At 53.1% G+C, this 15,439-nt stretch carries 13 protein-coding genes; 5 read left to right on the top strand and 8 right to left on the bottom strand.

From position 1 onward, the window contains the following. The first annotated feature begins 7 nt into the window (after positions 1-7). Positions 8-1,000 (top strand): ABC transporter substrate-binding protein, encoded by a 993-nt coding sequence (locus L1I42_RS05690; protein ID WP_236113516.1) that lies wholly within the window; start codon positions 8-10, stop codon positions 998-1,000. Between the two features lie 72 nt (positions 1,001-1,072). On the opposite strand, the gene L1I42_RS05685 is transcribed toward L1I42_RS05690, so the two are convergent. The 6 genes from L1I42_RS05685 to L1I42_RS05660 form a co-directional block, all read right to left on the bottom strand. Continuing rightward, entirely contained in the window at positions 1,073-2,107 is a 1,035-nt protein-coding gene (locus L1I42_RS05685) for a TRAP transporter substrate-binding protein (RefSeq protein WP_236113515.1), read from the bottom strand. A gap of 436 nt (positions 2,108-2,543) precedes the next feature. Next, complete coding sequence (locus L1I42_RS05680; protein WP_236113514.1) at positions 2,544-4,292, bottom strand: SulP family inorganic anion transporter; 1,749 nt, start codon at positions 4,290-4,292, stop codon at positions 2,544-2,546. A 24-nt stretch (positions 4,293-4,316) separates the two neighbouring features. Next, positions 4,317-4,661, bottom strand: coding sequence for a protein tyrosine phosphatase family protein (locus L1I42_RS05675; protein WP_236113513.1), 345 nt, complete (start codon positions 4,659-4,661; stop codon positions 4,317-4,319). A gap of 9 nt (positions 4,662-4,670) precedes the next feature. Further along, positions 4,671-5,570, bottom strand: a complete 900-nt coding sequence (locus tag L1I42_RS05670; RefSeq protein WP_236113512.1) for an MBL fold metallo-hydrolase — start codon at positions 5,568-5,570, stop codon at positions 4,671-4,673. Positions 5,571-5,597: 27 nt separating this feature from the next. Continuing rightward, positions 5,598-6,041, bottom strand: coding sequence for a DUF6691 family protein (locus L1I42_RS05665; RefSeq protein ID WP_236113511.1), 444 nt, complete (start codon positions 6,039-6,041; stop codon positions 5,598-5,600). Position 6,042: 1 nt separating this feature from the next. Beyond that, positions 6,043-6,471 carry a YeeE/YedE family protein gene (locus L1I42_RS05660; protein ID WP_236113510.1) on the bottom strand — a complete coding sequence of 143 codons (429 nt, stop codon included), beginning with the start codon at positions 6,469-6,471 and terminating at the stop codon, positions 6,043-6,045. A 153-nt stretch (positions 6,472-6,624) separates the two neighbouring features. On the opposite strand from L1I42_RS05660, the gene L1I42_RS05655 reads away from it, so the two are divergent. From L1I42_RS05655 to panC, 3 genes are all read left to right on the top strand, one after another. After that, a complete protein-coding gene (locus L1I42_RS05655) occupies positions 6,625-6,951 on the top strand; it encodes an ArsR/SmtB family transcription factor (protein ID WP_439651470.1) in 327 nt (108 codons plus the stop codon). 112 nt (positions 6,952-7,063) lie between these two features. Further along, positions 7,064-7,888, top strand: a complete 825-nt coding sequence (gene panB / locus L1I42_RS05650; RefSeq protein WP_236113509.1) for a 3-methyl-2-oxobutanoate hydroxymethyltransferase — start codon at positions 7,064-7,066, stop codon at positions 7,886-7,888. 3 nt (positions 7,889-7,891) lie between these two features. Then, positions 7,892-8,731: a pantoate--beta-alanine ligase gene (gene panC / locus L1I42_RS05645; RefSeq protein ID WP_236113508.1), complete on the top strand. Its 840-nt coding sequence runs from the start codon at positions 7,892-7,894 to the stop codon at positions 8,729-8,731. Between the two features lie 32 nt (positions 8,732-8,763). On the opposite strand, the gene L1I42_RS05640 is transcribed toward panC, so the two are convergent. Beyond that, positions 8,764-10,626: an ABC transporter ATP-binding protein gene (locus L1I42_RS05640; RefSeq protein WP_255768487.1), complete on the bottom strand. Its 1,863-nt coding sequence runs from the start codon at positions 10,624-10,626 to the stop codon at positions 8,764-8,766. Between the two features lie 57 nt (positions 10,627-10,683). After that, complete coding sequence (locus L1I42_RS05635; RefSeq protein ID WP_236113507.1) at positions 10,684-12,426, bottom strand: ABC transporter ATP-binding protein; 1,743 nt, start codon at positions 12,424-12,426, stop codon at positions 10,684-10,686. Positions 12,427-12,711: 285 nt separating this feature from the next. Here L1I42_RS05635 and pepN point away from each other — a divergent pair, with 285 nt between their 5' ends. Then, the gene (pepN, locus tag L1I42_RS05630; RefSeq protein ID WP_236113506.1) at positions 12,712-15,354 is read left to right on the top strand and encodes an aminopeptidase N; all 2,643 of its coding nucleotides are present in this window, start codon (positions 12,712-12,714) and stop codon (positions 15,352-15,354) included. Positions 15,355-15,439: the final 85 nt, after the last annotated feature.

The raw sequence follows: 15,439 nt of genomic DNA, 5'->3' as shown, positions 1-15,439 counted from the left end.
GACGACTATGAAGAGACAAATAACGTTGGCCTTAAGTTTGGCAGCAAGCCTTGCAACCGCAAGTGTGTCCTATGCTGCTGACGAGCTCACGCTGCAACTCAAATGGGTCACGCAAGCCCAATTTGCCGGCTATTATGTCGCTAAGGACAAGGGCTTTTATGATGAAGTTGATCTGGATGTGACGATCAAGGCCGGTGGTCCTGACATTGCCCCCCCACAAGTGATTGCTGGTGGTGGAGCTGATATTATTGTGGACTGGATGCCATCTGCGTTGGCCAGCCGCGAAAAAGGCGTGCCCTTGGTCAATATCGCCCAGCCTTTCAAGCGCTCAGGCATGATGCTGACCTGTCTGAAAGAAAGCGGCATTACCTCACCAGATGACTTCCCCGGTAGAACTTTGGGCGTCTGGTTCTTCGGCAACGAATATCCATTCTTGTCCTGGATGAGCCAGCTCGGGATTCCAACAGACGGCAGCGATGGCGGCGTGACCGTGTTGAAGCAAGGCTTTAACGTCGATCCGCTTTTGCAAAAGCAGGCTGATTGTATCTCCACAATGACCTATAACGAATATTGGCAGATCATTGACGCAGGCATTTCAGAAGATGAGCTGATTACCTTCAAATATGAGAATGCTGGCGTCGCCACGTTGGAAGATGGCCTCTATGTGCTGGAAGAAGACTTGAATGATCCCGCAATGGTCGACAAGTTTGCCCGGTTTGTAGAAGCCTCCATGAAGGGCTGGAAATATGCGGAAGAAAATCCAGACGAAGCCGCTGACATTGTGCTGGAAAATGACGATACCGGCGCGCAGACAGAAGAGCATCAGCGTCGCATGATGCGGGAAGTCGCTAAGCTCACCGCTGGCACTGACGGCCGTTTGGATGAAGACGACTATAACCGCACAGTGGCCACTTTGTTGGCTGGTGGGTCCGACCCCGTGATTTCTGCACCTCCAAAGAATGCGTGGACGCATGTGGTTGTCGATCAAATCGGCGAATAGCCAACTATCGTGAAGACAGTAAAGGCGCGGTTTTAACGAACCGCGCCTTTTTTCATGCCTGTAGGTATCCGACTATTCAACGTGTTTTTCGATCGCAGCGCGGGCCTTTTGCAGCAGCCCTTCTCCATCAATGCCTGATTTGGTGGCTTCGTCGACCCAACGGGCAATGACCGGCTCCAGCGCTTTTTCAAAAGCGTCGGTTTGGGCCTGATCCAGCACAATATGGGTGTTGCCGGCTGCGATGGCCTGCGCGATGCCTTCATCATCATTTTCAGCCCAAACCTGACCGAGATGGGCGAGCCATTCGGGACCGGAATGGTCTTTGAAGATTTGTTGAATATCTTCGGGCAGCGCGTCCCACCGACCTTTATTCATGGACATTTGGAACACCAGCGTGCCAAAGCGGGTTTGATCCGCACCTTCGATTTGATAGTTGGTTTGCTGCTCCAGTTTTAAAGACGGGATAATCTCGAAGGGCACAAACGCCGCATCGACTGTTTTTTTGGACAGCGCTTGCGGCAGGCTGGGCACGGGCATGGCCGCCGGGGCGGCATCCAGCGCTTCGATGGTCCAGGCGCCTGTGCGCGACGGGGTCCGGATTTTCAGCCCAGCCACATCTTCAGGGCTGCGCACTTCTTTGTCGACGGTGTGCAGGCCATTGCCCTGATGCACATGCAGGAACATGACTTCAAGGCCCTTATATTCTTGACGCAACTCATCTTCGAACAGGTCGTGCATCGCCAAATTGGTGGCTTTAGGGTCGTTGCGGTGAACGAAGGGCAATTCAAACACTTCGGTGCGCGGGAACAGGCCGGCGGTATAGCCGTTCACGGTCCACACAATATCGACCACCCCGTCACGGGCCTGCCCCACCAGTTCTGGCGGCGTGCCGCCCAGGGACATGGAAGGGAAAATTTCAATCTCGACACGGCCGTCTGACGCTTTTTCAATGGCCTCGGCCCATGGGGCAACCGTTTCAAGATGTGAAGGGGTTTGCGGCCCCAAAAAGTGGTGTAATTTGAAATTATATTCTGCCGCGCCTGCTCCAGCCGTTACAAACAAGCTCGTGGCAAGGCCAACCATAGCGGCGATTTTTGGGGTATTCATCTCAGATCATCCTTTCCGGTTTCAGCTCCAACTGAAACAATTTGAGGGATATCAGGGTCCAAACCCGACGGGTCTATTGCCCAATGGCAGGCACCATTCACAATTCAGATGCAACAAGCAACTGCTAATTGCGCGATTTGGCCGAAAGTTGACATACCAGTTCAACACCAAAACGTTGTAGCAGTACATATTGTTTGGGATCGCCCCCGCAGACAAAAGCCACACCTTGGGGGACGGTGTGGCTAATGCGGTGAGGATAGCGAGGTCGGCAGACCTATCGCGTTTTGTCGGTTTTCGCCTGCCGCTCACTCGTGAGGCCAGCAAGGTTTAGCCAGCCTAAACGGTACTCATTGATGAAAATATGCCGCAAAAGAACGCATTTGAAACAATTAATACCACCCATTGGACGACACTAATTCCGTTGCAGTTGAACCAATTATTTTGCCGCAATACTGGTTGTGGCAGGCATGCATGTGTGCGGCGCCAAATCGCGATAGGCATGATATTGTGACAAATAGACCTTGCCCGTGAGATGATGCAAAAAGTCAGACTTTTCCAGCTTGTCCATTACAGGGCCCTTCACTTCGCTGAAGTGAAGTTTGACGCCCAGATTGTCGAGCCGTTCATTGATCGCCTCAAGACTCTCAAGTGCAGACATGTCAATTTCATTGACCGCCGGACACATCAGAATGACGTGTTTTAGATCCTTATTGCGCGCCACCAGATCATAGACCTTATCTTCCAGAAAACGGGCATTGGCAAAATAGAGCGACTGGTCCACGCGCAGGGACAGAACTTCATCGCAGGTGATCACATTGTGCCGGTCCACGTTGCGGAAATGCTCTGTGCCGTCCACGCGCCCCACCACGGCGGTGTGCGGTTTAGACGTTTTATACAGATGGATGGCGATTGAGGTGATGACCCCGGCGGTGACGCCAAACTCCACGCCCCAGATCAGGGTGATGGCCATCGTGGTGGCCACCGCCGCAAAATCGGCTTTGGAATAGCGCCAGGTGCGACTGAGGATGGAAAAGTCCACGAGGCTGAGCACGGCCACAATGATCGTGGCAGCCAATACCGCTTTGGGGAGGAAGAAGAGAAACGGTGTTAAGAAAAAGGTGGCCAAAGCGATCCCAACGGCTGTGAATGCGCCCGCGGCGGGGGTTTGTGCGCCCGCGTCAAAATTGACCACGGAGCGGGCAAACCCGCCGGTAACCGGGTAGCCGCCACCAAAGGCGGAGGCGATGTTAGAAGCGCCGAGACCCACCAATTCCTGGTCCGGATCAATGCGCTGGCGGCGTTTGGCCGCCAAAGTTTGCGCCACGCTGACCGACTCGACAAAGCCAATGACCGAAATCAGGGCTGCTGATCCTGCCAAGGCAAAAATCAAATCCAAGTCGAATGTAGGTAAGGCCAGCGCGGGCAAACCTTGCGGCACGCTGCCCACCAACGCGACGCCTTGTGAATTCAGTTGGAAGAAGGCCGCAATGCCGATGCTGACCGCAACGGCGAACACCGGCCCGGTTTTGGCGAGGATATCGGCCAAGCGGGGCCCTACGCCCATTTTGAGCAGCAAGGGTTTCAAGCCTTTGCGCACCCAAAACAGGAACAGGGCGGCGGGGATGCCGATGGCGGCGGTGATCCAGTTGATCTCGCCGACATGGGCGACCAAGGAGAGTATCAAGTCCAACAAATTATGCCCGTGGGCATCCACGCCAAAAATGTGTTTAAGCTGAGAGGTTGCGATAATAATGCCAGAGGCCGTGATGAAACCGGCGATGACCGGATGGGAAAGGAAGTTCGCAAGAAAACCCATCCGGAAAAGGCCCAATGCCAGCAGCATCACTCCCGAAATAAACGCCAGAAGAATTGCAGCTGCCGCATATTCAGCGGTGCCCTGCAAGGCCAGTTTGCCCACCGCAGCAGCGGTCATCAACGAGATCACCGCCACTGGCCCGACTGCCAGCGTGCGGGAGGAGCCAAAAAGCGCGTACGCCACCAGCGGGAGAATGGAGGCATAAAGTCCCATTTGCGGCGGCAAGCCCGCCAGCAAGGCATAAGCCAGAGATTGAGGGATCAGCATGATGGTGACGATGATCGCAGCCACAAGGTCGGCCGTGAACACTTCACCATTATATGATTTTCCCCAATCGAAGATGGGCAGCTTTTTGACGCGATCAAGCATATGGCGTTTCTTTCAACTCAACTATTAGCTGTTTGCGTTGGCTTCGTCGTTCAATTCCCAAAGTGCATGGGCCCGCATACCGGAGCGGCAATAGCCCAGAATTGGCTTTGGCAGTTCATCATAAGCCTTGGCGAATTTGTCCACATCGTCGCCGCAGGCCTGACCAGGCTTGATCGGCACATGAGCAGCTTTGATGCCCACTTTTTCCGCTTCCTGTTGTAGGTGCGAAAAGCGAGGTTGATTGCCCTCCTCGTCGTCCGGACGGGCACAGATCAGGGATTTGATTCCATGATCGGCCAGGATCTGCAGGTCAGCAAAACCGACCTGCCCGGAGATGAAATAGTCGTTGTTGATTTGCTTGAGTTGCATTGTGACCCCCTATTTCAGTTTATTCACGGGCACTTTGAGAAAGACATTGCCGTCATCATCTTTTGGCGGCATCCGACCGGCCCGCATATTCACTTGCAGTGACGGAATAATCAGCTTGGGCATGGCCAAAGAGGCATCTCGCTCTTCGCGCATCTTCACAAACTCGTCTTCTGTGACACCGTCCTTGACGTGGATATTGTGCTCGCGCTCATCCTGGACGGTGGTTTCCCATTCGATGTCACGGCCATTGGGGCCATAATCGTGGCACATGAAAAGCCGAGTCTCATCAGGCAGTTGCAACACCCGCTTCACAGACCGATAGAGCGTGCGGGCATCGCCGCCCGGGAAGTCCGCACGGGCAGAGCCACCATCGGGCATAAACAAGGTATCGCCGACAAAGGCAGCATTGCCGATGGTGTGGGTCATACAAGCGGGGGTGTGCCCCGGTGTGTGCATCACATAGGCGGTTAGATTGCCGATCTTGTAGCTGTCGCCATCTTTAAAGAGTTGGTCGAACTGGCTGCCATCCCGCTGGAACTCGGTACCTTCATTAAAGACTTTGCCGAATGTGTCCTGCACGATGGTGATGTTTTCGCCGATGCCAAGCTTGCCGCCCAGCTTTTCCTGGATATAGGGCGCGGCGGACAAATGGTCGGCATGGACATGGGTTTCAATCAACCATTCCACTTCAAGACCTTCATCCTGCACATATTTGATGATGCGATCTGCACCATCATAAGTGATGTGACCGGCGGCATAATCAATGTCCATAACGCTATCGACAATGGCGCATTTTTTGCTGTCCGGATCCGCCACCACATAGGAAATGGTGTTGGTCGGCTCATCAAAGAATGGCGTGACGATCGGTTTTTGTGACAGATCGGGTGTAAAGGGGAGAGGCTCAATCATTATGATCTCCTTTCAAGTCGAGAATTTCTATTGCGATGGCCGGGCAGCACGAGAAGATGTGCCGCGGGCGCGCAAGAATTTGGCGAAGATGATCCCGGCAACCATGGCGGCGACAAATATAAAGGGTTCGGGCAATCCAAGGCCGAGCGCAGGGATCGATCCACCGGGGCAGTAACCGGTCAGGCCCCAGCCGATGCCGAAGGTGGCAGCACCACCAATCAACGGCAAATCGATCTGTTTGGCCTTTGGCAGATTAAAGACATCAGCCCAGACCGGCTTTGGCCGTTTCAGAACGAAGAAGTACCCTATGACCGTGACCAGCCAGGCGGAAATCATGACCAGCAAAAGGCTGGGGTCCCAATTGCCCGCTACATCAAAAAAGTTCAGCACTTTGGCGGGATTTGCCATGCCCGAAAGGGCGATACCCATTCCAAAAATCAGGCCAATGGCGAAAAATGAAATCAATCGCATTTTAAAACACCCCCAGAATGTGCCGCACCACATAAACCGTGATGAAGGTGGACAACATGAAAGTGGCAGTGGCCGCAATGGAACGAATGGAAAAACGCGCCATGCCGCATACGCCGTGCCCTGAGGTACAGCCGGAGCCATAATTAACGCCGATGCCGACAATGATTCCGCCCAAAATCATGGCCCAGATGGGTACAGGATTTTGAAAATCTACCGGTGCACCGGTCAGCAAAAAGATGGCTAAAGGCCCGGCAATCGCCCCCAACAGGAACACGATGCGCCAGACCTTATCTGACACTGCGGGCGGCAAGATGCCCGCTAGAATACCTGTCATGCCTGCAATGCGGCCGTGGAGCCCCATCAGCAAAACAGAAGCAATGCCGATTAAGCCCCCGCCAATGATGGCTTCAACTGGCGTGAATTCAGTCATATAAATCACCCTATCTATTTGGTGTTTGTCTCATCTCACATATTGGTATATAAGCAAATACTAATATTATGCAAGCCCGAATTTGAATAAAATTTGAATTTGCGGTGGTGGCATTATTTGTTAAAACGCAACAACAGCTTAAAGGATCTGATTGTGAGCGCACCGAGCGATTTTGAACTTTTGCAGGAACGGGCAACTGAAGCGTCTGAACTGCTCTCGGCCATGTCCAGCCCCAAGCGGCTGCTGATATTGTGCAAATTGGTGGAAGATGAAATGTCGGTGCTCGAGCTGGCGGATCAGGTGGGGTTATCCCAGCCTGCGCTTTCGCAACATTTGGCCAAGTTGCGCAATCTCAAATTGGTTAAAACGCGGCGCGAGGGCAATGTGATCAATTATTCACTCGCTTCGGGCGAAGTAGAGGCCGTGCTGCGCACGCTCTATGGCATTTATTGTGCCCCTAATGGAGCCATCCAGGATTAGGGCGTGGTGCTAGCCGAAGGCCTTATTGATTTATCAAGAGCAAATGGCCAAAGTGCGCCAAGATTTGTCCAACACCGCGCTTGCCGGGGTGTAACCCAAAAAGGACCAGCATATGAGCGCCAATTCCAAATTTAAAACCCCGAGCGGTCACGCGCTAAAAGCACAAAAGGGTCAAGACCCGATTGTGTGCCTCACCGCCTATACCACCCCCATGGCGCGGCTGGTGGACAAGCATTGCGATGTGGTGCTGGTGGGTGACAGTGTGGGCATGGTGCTGCACGGCTTTGAAAGCACGCTGAGCGTGACCATGGAAATGATGATCCTGCACGGCCAAGCGGTGCGCCGCGGGGTGGAGCAAGCGCTGCTGGTGGTGGATATGCCCTTTGGCTCTTATGAGCACAATAAGGAACAGGCCTTTGAAAATGCGGCGCGGCTGATGCGCGAAACCGGCTGCGAGGCGGTGAAGCTTGAAGGCGGCGCGCATATGGCAGAGACCATCGCCTATCTCACACAGCGTGGCATTCCGGTGATGGGCCATATCGGCCTCACCCCGCAATCGGTGAAGGCGATGGGCGGCTATTCGGTGCAAGGGCGCGGCGACGATCATCAACGCATTTTGGAGGATGCAAAAGCGGTTCAAGATGCCGGCGCTTTTGCGATTGTTTTGGAAATGGTGACCGAACCCTTGGCCAACGAAATCACCGCTTTGCTTGAAATCCCAACCATCGGCATTGGCGCTTCGGTGCAGTGCGACGGGCAAATTTTGGTGGTGGATGATTTGCTGGGGCTATTTTCCAGCTTTAAACCGAAATTTGTTAAACGCTATGCGGAGTTGGCCGATCAGGCTGATGATGCCATAGCGCATTATGCCAAAGAAGTGCGCGCCCGCACCTTCCCCACCCTTGACCATGTATATCAGGCCAAAAAAAAGAGCTGAGACATGCAGATTGTACGCTCCATCGCTGAATTGCGTGCGGTGCGCAAAGCGTGGCACGCTGAAGGCAAAATTATCGGTTTTGTGCCCACCATGGGCGCGCTACATGCAGGCCATTTGAGCCTTGTTGAGGCCGCAAAGGCGCAAAGCGACAAGGTGATGGTGTCGATTTTTGTCAACCCGACCCAATTTAATGACCCCAAAGACCTTGAATCGTATCCACGCACCGAGGCGACAGATCTGGAAAAATTAAAACCGCTAGATGTCGATCTGGTGTATATGCCCGACGCTGATGAAATGTATGCCGCGGGCTTTGCCACCAAGGTGCAAGTGGAGGGGCTGGCAGACTGCCTTTGTGGTGCCACGAGACCCGGCCACTTTGATGGGGTGGCGACAGTCGTCACCAAATTGTTTTTGCAAAGTGGCGCCGACAAGGCCTTCTTCGGCGAAAAAGATTATCAGCAATTGCAGGTGATCCGGCGGCTGGTTGCTGATCTCAATATTGACATTGACGTGATTGGCTGCCCGATTATGCGAGAGCAGGACGGCTTGGCCATGTCGTCGCGCAATGTCCGATTGAGTGATGAGGCCCGCGCCATAGCCCCTGCCCTGCATAACATTATGGAAAAATGCATTTTGGATGTGCAGGCTGGCAAGTCTATTGACGAGGCGATTGTTGAGGCAAAATTGCGCCTAGCGGAAGCTGGATTTGGCCAAGTCGATTATTTTGAGTTTCGCGACAATGCTGATCTGGTACTGCTGGACATATTGGACCGCCCGGCCCGCCTGTTTGCCGCCGTGTTTCTCGATAATGTGCGGTTGATCGATAATTTAGAAGTTCAATAGAAAAAGGGCGGCCTGAGCCGCCCTTACTTGCCTTATGCCGTTTTTTCCTCGTCATCACTATAATCGATGAAGCCGCCGGATTGGCGTTTCCATAGCGAGGCATAATGCCCGTTATTTTCCAGCAACTGAGCGTGGGTGCCGTCTTCAATGATCTGGCCTTGATCCATGACGATCAACCGGTCCATCTCCGCAATGGTGGAAAGACGGTGGGCGATGGCGATCACAGTTTTGTTTTCCATCAATTGATGCAATTGCTCCTGAATGGCTGCTTCCACTTCACTGTCGAGGGCTGAAGTGGCTTCATCCATGATCAGGATTGGCGCATCTTTGAGCAACACGCGGGCAATGGCCACACGCTGACGCTGGCCACCTGAGAGCTTCACGCCACGTTCACCCACATGGGCGTCATAGCCGCGGCGCCCTTGCGGATCAACCAGATCAAGGATGAAGTCATGGGCTTTGGCCTTTTTGGCCGCCGCAATCATCATCTCTTCGGTTGCATCGGGCCGTCCGTACAGCAAATTGTCCCGCACTGAACGGTGCAGCAAGGAGGTGTCTTGCGTCACCATGGCCAACTGCTCACGCAGCGTGTCCTGCTGCACATCGGCAATGTTTTTGCCATCAATGGTGATGGTGCCCTGCTCCACATCATAAAAGCGCAGCAAAATGTTCACCAAGGTGGATTTGCCCGCGCCGGAACGCCCCACGAGACCCACCTTCTGACCCTGCGGAATGTGCAGGTTCAAATTGTTGATCACGCCCTTATCTGACCCGTAATTAAAGGTGACATTGTTGAACTTGATGTCGCCCTTCACCTCGCCAATCGGTTTGGCGTCCTTCTTGTCGGACACCAGCCGCGGCAATGAGATGGAGTTGATGCCATCTTGCACCGTGCCGATATTCTCGAACAGAGCCGACATTTCCCACATAATCCAGTGGGACATGCCCCAAATGCGCAGCACAATGCCGATGCCGATGGCCACCGGCCCCGGTGTCATCGCGCCATTCAGCCACAAGATGATGCCGATGGCACCAACGGAGAACAGCAACAGCGAGTTCAGCGTGTCGATAATGATATCGAGGCTCGCGCCGAGGCGCATCTGGTTGTAAACGGTTTTGAGAAAGCCGTTCATGCCATCGCGGGCATAGCGTGCTTCACGACCCGAATGGGAAAACAGTTTTACCGTGGCGATGTTGGTATAGCTATCGACAATTCGCCCGGTCATGATCGAACGGGCATCGGCTTGCTTTTGCGACACGTCACGCATACGCGGCACAAAAAAGCGCATGATGGCGATATAGGCGACCAGCCAGATGGCGAACGGTGCCATCAAACGCCAGTCGGCGCTGGCCATCACAAACAGAATGCCAATGAAATAGACCGAGATATAGACGAGGATATCGAGGATTTTCATGACGGTTTCGCGCACCGCCAAGGCGGTTTGCATCAGCTTGGTCGCAATGCGGCCGGCAAATTCATCCTGAAAATAGCTCATGGACTGACGGATCAAATAGCCATGGACATCCCAGCGAATGCGCATGGGGAAGTTGCCCATCAGCGTTTGGTGCAACACAAAGGAGGAAAAGGCAGCCGTGGCGGGTTTGATGATGAGAATAATCACCGTCATCGCCACCAGGGTTGGCCATTCATCCTGCACAAAGGTTTTCGGATCAGCGGCGGAAAGCCAGTCAATCACATTGCCCAGAAAGGCGAACAGCACCACTTCCAGCACCGCCAGCATCGCCGCACCCAGCGCCATCAGCAGCAACCAGAGCTCCATCCCTTTCGAATAGTGCCGACAAAAGGCCACGAGCGTTTTCGGCGGCAATTGCGGTTCTTGTTCCGGGAAAGGTGCGACCCGGCGCTCAAACCACTCAAATATTCTTGTTATCATTTTTCTTCGCTCTTTTTAGAAAGAATAATCTTTCTTTATTCTAGGTTCGTTAAAAGTTCAACCGTTGGGAATGGCCGGATCTGCCGCCTCCATATTGGCAAAGCCGCCAGACTGTCGCCGCCACAGCGCGGCATAATGGCCATTGGCATTCAGCAATTCATCATGGGTGCCCTGCTCCACAATACGCCCTTCATCCATGACCAAAAGGCGGTCCATCGCCGCGATGGTACTGAGGCGGTGTGCAATGGCGATGACAGTTTTATTCGCCATCAGACGCTGCAACTGTTCCTGAATTGCGGCTTCCACTTCGCTATCCAGCGCAGAGGTGGCCTCGTCCAAGATCAAAATAGGTGCATCCTTGAGCAATACACGAGTGATGGCGATCCGCTGGCGCTGACCGCCCGAAAGTTTCACCCCACGCTCGCCCACCCGCGCATCATAGCCCTTATTGCCATTCTCATCCTCCAAGCCCAAAATCACATCGTGAATTTTGGCCTGCTTTGCGGCGGCAATCATGTCTTCATCAGACGCGTCGGGACGACCATATTTAATGTTCTCCCCCACGGACCGGTGCAACAAAGATGTGTCTTGCGACACAAAGCCGATGGCACGGCGCAAGCTGTCCTGTGTCACCCGGTCAATGCGCTGACCATCGATACGAATTTCGCCAGACTGCGTATCAAACAGACGCAACAACAGGTTCACCAATGTTGATTTGCCTGCACCCGACCGCCCGATCAGGCCGATTTTCTCGCCGGCATTGATGGTGAGATCAAGGTTTTGCAGTACGCGCGGCTTGTCGCTCGTTTTGTCAGCATCATAAGCAAAATGAATGTTTTTGAACTCGATCGCTGCCTTCTTGGCGTTCAGGTCTGGCGCATCTTTCGCGTCCACCATGGTGATGGGCCGGGCGATTGTCTCCACCCCATCCTGCACCGTGCCGAAATCGCGAAAGATCGACGACGCAACTTCCAAAATCCAGCCGGAAATGTTCACTGTTTGCCAGGCAAATGGGATGATGGTCGCAAGCTTGCCGGCCGACAGGTTGCCACTATCCCAGGCACTGATCGCCATATAGCCAAGACCAATCAACAAACCGGCATTGAGCAAGAACAGAAGTGTCCACATCATCGTATATTCGCGCATCAGCCGATGCAGCACTCTGGTGTGGTTTTTGACGGAATTGGCCACATATTCATCTTCAAACTTGCTGGAGGCAAAGGTCTTCAGCGTTTGAATATTGGTGTAGCAATCCACAATCCGCCCAGTGACCACCGAGCGCGCATCGGAGTTGTCTTTAGACCGACGCGCAATGCGCGGCAGAAACCGCACCATGATGGCCAAGTAAGCCAAAAGCCAGATGATCAATGGCACCACATAGATAATGTCAACGCTGGCCAAAACAGTGAACGCCACAACCAGAAAAACCACCATGTACCAAACCGAGTCGATCACCTGCATGGAACTCGATTCAAGGGAATTGCCGGTTTCCATGATTTTGTTGGCGATCCGCCCCGCAAAGTCCCGCTGGAAATAGGACCAGCTTTGCCGCACCACATGCCAATGACTCTGCCAGCGCGTCCGCGCCATCAGCGGCGGGAAAATGGTGTGAAAATGCACAAGTGAGCTAAGAATGAAAGCCGCCGGGCGGACAATGATCACCAAAGCAAAGCCAAGCAACATTGCGCCATGGGTGGCAAAGATGCTGCCGGGGGTGCCGCTGGTGGTGACCTCAACCAATTGGCCCAAAAATACCGGGATCATCGCATCAACGATTGCGCCCACTGCCACAAGGGCCATCTTTGCCAAAAGGCCCCAGCGAAATTGTGATAAGAAATAAATATAGAAGTCCTTCACCCCTTGCGGCGGGTGCGGATTTTTTGCAAGCTCCGTTGGCGGGTATAACCGCTCGAACCAATTAAAAACAGAATTTAACATTGTGAACCTTTAAGATTAGACGCTAGGCAATTGCGACCAAGCCGTTCAGAATATCGGCAAACACGATTCGAGGCTGTTGCCCATTGGCAACAGTGCGACAAAATGTGCCAATCTAGGCTCACCATCCCAAGATAAGCGGAACAGATTATGCGCAGCGAAGAGCAAAAAATTGTTTATTTACAAGACTATAAGCCAAGCGACTATCTCATTCCGAAAACGGAGATGTGGGTCGACTTTTCACCAGAGCGCACGCAGATCACCACCGATCTTCATATTGAACGTCGCGCCGGTGTGGAAGCTGGCACGCCTCTTGAACTGGACGGTGAGCAAGTGGAATTGGTGTCGATAGCAATCGGCGATGACGTTTTGGGTGCGGGTCAGTACGAGTTAAGCGAAAATGGTCTTAAATTGCTTGATCCCCCGCAAAGCTTTGTGCTGAGCACGGTCGTGGAAGTCGCGCCTGAGAAGAACAAAAGTCTGGAAGGGCTTTACCGATCCTCGGGCAATTGGTGCACGCAATGCGAGGCCGAAGGGTTTCGGCGCATCACCTACTTTATTGACCGCCCCGATGTGATGTCGGTTTTCACTGTGAAGATGGTCGCCGACAAAGATTTGGCGCCGGTGCTGTTGTCCAATGGCAATCCGATGGACAAGGGCGAAATGAGCAATAACCGCCATTTTGCGCTTTGGCACGACCCGCATCCAAAGCCTTGCTATCTGTTTGCCATGGTGGCGGGAAAACTGGATAAAATTTCAGAAAAGTTCACCACAAAATCCGGTAAAAATGTGGACCTCAATATTTATGCCGAGCCGGGCAAAGCCGAATTGTGCCGCTATGCGATGGACGCGCTGGTGCGCTCCATGAAATGGGACGAAGAGCGATTTGGCTGCGAATATGATCTGGATGTTTTCAATATTGTGGCGGTGAGTGACTTTAACGCCGGGGCAATGGAAAATAAGGGCCTCAATATCTTCAACGACAAATATGTGCTGGCCGATCCGGCGACCGCCACTGACCAAGATTATGCTCTGATTGAGCGGATCATCGCCCACGAATATTTTCACAATTATACTGGCAATAGAGTCACTTGCCGCGATTGGTTCCAATTGTGCCTGAAAGAAGGGCTGACGGTTTTTCGGGATCAGGAATTCTCATCTGACGAGCGGTTTCGGGATGTGGAACGGATTGATGATGTGAAGGGATTGCGCCAATCTCAATTTGTTGAGGATAGCGGCCCCCTCGCCCATCCACCGCGCCCCAGCCAATATGAGCAGATCGATAATTTCTACACGTCTACTGTTTACGAAAAAGGCGCGGAAGTGGTGCGCATGTTGATGACGCTGCTGGGCAAGCAGACCTTCCATGAAGGCGTCGATCTCTATTTGGATCGCCATGATGGCGAAGCGGCCACGATTGAGCAGTTCATCAAATGTTTTGAAGATGTAAGCGGACGCGATTTAAGCCAGTTCCAAAAATGGTATACACAAGCGGGGCGCCCGCGCGTGAGTTACAGCACCTCTTATGCTGCCGAACAGAAGCTGTTCACGCTCGTATTGAAGCAAGAAGTGCCCCCCACCCCTGGTGATGATGAAAAATCACCGCTGGTGCTGCCGATCAGGTTTGGCCTCGTGTCCAATAATGGCGAGGATTTGACATGGGAACACGCCGAAGGCGCTGAAGTTCAAGATGATCTGATTGTGACGAATGAGGATGAGGTGACTGTGACGTTCCACGGCGTTTCCAGTGCGCCGGTGGTCTCGCTGTTCCGCGGGTTTTCAGCTCCGGTCACCCTCGACACCAAGGCCAGCCTTGAGGAAGATCTGCACCGGGCGCGGCTCGATAGTGATCCGTTTAACCGTTGGGAAAGCTTACAATCCGCCATCATGAACATTGTTGCGCCAGCCATGGATGTGGATGGGCCTGAGCTGGATATTGAGCTTTTAGAGCCGGTTGCCGTGGCGCTGAGCCAAACGCTCGACAGTCAGAACTTATCACCCGCCTTTAAGGCGCTTTGTCTTAAATTGCCGACCTATCAGGACTATACACAACGATTGGGCCAAAATATCGACCCGGATCGGATTAAGACCGTTCGGCAAAAGGTCAGCGAGGTCGTGGCCGACAAATTGCGTGGCCAACTTGTCACGCTTTATTCCACTTTACATCTGCCAGACGACTATCAACCAAACGCCGAGCAGTCTGGCATGCGCGATCTACGCAACCAGGCACTCTCGCTGCTGGCCACGTTGAAGGAAGGGCAGCTTTTTGAACTGGTAGAACGCCACTACCGTGAGGCGCGAAATATGACTGACCGCCAAGCGGCGTTGGCGATTATGTGTGCGAATGCACCAGACCGCGCGGTTGAACTTTTGGACGATTTCAAGCGAAATTATACAGAGGCCATGACCGTTTATGACAAGTGGCTGGGCCTGAACGCCAGTATTGATGATGCCCAGACCATTGATCGTATCAAACGATTAATGGACGATGATCGGTTTTCTCTGGAAACACCGAACAGAGTCTATGCCTTGTTTGGTGCGTTCACACAGGGCAACCCCACCCAATTCGCGCGCGCGGATGGGGCTGGATTTGAATTGATCGCGGATGTGATTTTGCAGATTGACCAATTTAACCCGCAAGTGGCAGGACGATTTGCTGTGGCCTTTCGTATTTGGAAAAACTACGAATCAAAACGCCGTGAAGCCGCGCGGGCGGCGCTTGAGCGCATTAAGCAAAGTGAGAAAATTTCGCCTAATTTGTCGGAAATGGTGAATAAAACATTAGGCGGTTAATTTTTTTTACCAATTAAGTGATTCAAAAGATTCACGGTTTTTAGAAAGGCAATTTTTGCCTATCTAAAAGGGGTCGACAAGCTCC

Source organism: Maritalea mediterranea, from assembly GCF_021568695.1.
In the GTDB taxonomy this organism is placed as follows: domain Bacteria; phylum Pseudomonadota; class Alphaproteobacteria; order Rhizobiales; family Devosiaceae; genus Maritalea; species Maritalea mediterranea.
The sequence above is the reverse complement of the archived record's forward strand: the minus strand, read 5'-3'. Positions and strand labels throughout refer to the sequence as shown.

What these genes read in the sequence shown, in the direction of transcription:
- L1I42_RS05685 (WP_236113515.1), bottom strand. Translation starts at nt 2,107, where the DNA reads ATGAATACCCCAAAAATCGCCGCTATGGTTGGCCTTGCCACGAGCTTG.
- L1I42_RS05680 (WP_236113514.1), bottom strand. Translation starts at nt 4,292, where the DNA reads ATGCTTGATCGCGTCAAAAAGCTGCCCATCTTCGATTGGGGAAAATCA.
- L1I42_RS05675 (WP_236113513.1), bottom strand. Translation starts at nt 4,661, where the DNA reads ATGCAACTCAAGCAAATCAACAACGACTATTTCATCTCCGGGCAGGTC.
- L1I42_RS05640 (WP_255768487.1), bottom strand. Translation starts at nt 10,626, where the DNA reads ATGATAACAAGAATATTTGAGTGGTTTGAGCGCCGGGTCGCACCTTTC.
- pepN (WP_236113506.1), top strand. Translation starts at nt 12,712, where the DNA reads ATGCGCAGCGAAGAGCAAAAAATTGTTTATTTACAAGACTATAAGCCA.
- panC (WP_236113508.1), top strand. Translation starts at nt 7,892, where the DNA reads ATGCAGATTGTACGCTCCATCGCTGAATTGCGTGCGGTGCGCAAAGCG.
- panB (WP_236113509.1), top strand. Translation starts at nt 7,064, where the DNA reads ATGAGCGCCAATTCCAAATTTAAAACCCCGAGCGGTCACGCGCTAAAA.
- L1I42_RS05665 (WP_236113511.1), bottom strand. Translation starts at nt 6,041, where the DNA reads ATGCGATTGATTTCATTTTTCGCCATTGGCCTGATTTTTGGAATGGGT.
- L1I42_RS05690 (WP_236113516.1), top strand. Translation starts at nt 8, where the DNA reads ATGAAGAGACAAATAACGTTGGCCTTAAGTTTGGCAGCAAGCCTTGCA.
- L1I42_RS05635 (WP_236113507.1), bottom strand. Translation starts at nt 12,426, where the DNA reads ATGGCCCTTGTGGCAGTGGGCGCAATCGTTGATGCGATGATCCCGGTA.
- L1I42_RS05670 (WP_236113512.1), bottom strand. Translation starts at nt 5,570, where the DNA reads ATGATTGAGCCTCTCCCCTTTACACCCGATCTGTCACAAAAACCGATC.
- L1I42_RS05660 (WP_236113510.1), bottom strand. Translation starts at nt 6,471, where the DNA reads ATGACTGAATTCACGCCAGTTGAAGCCATCATTGGCGGGGGCTTAATC.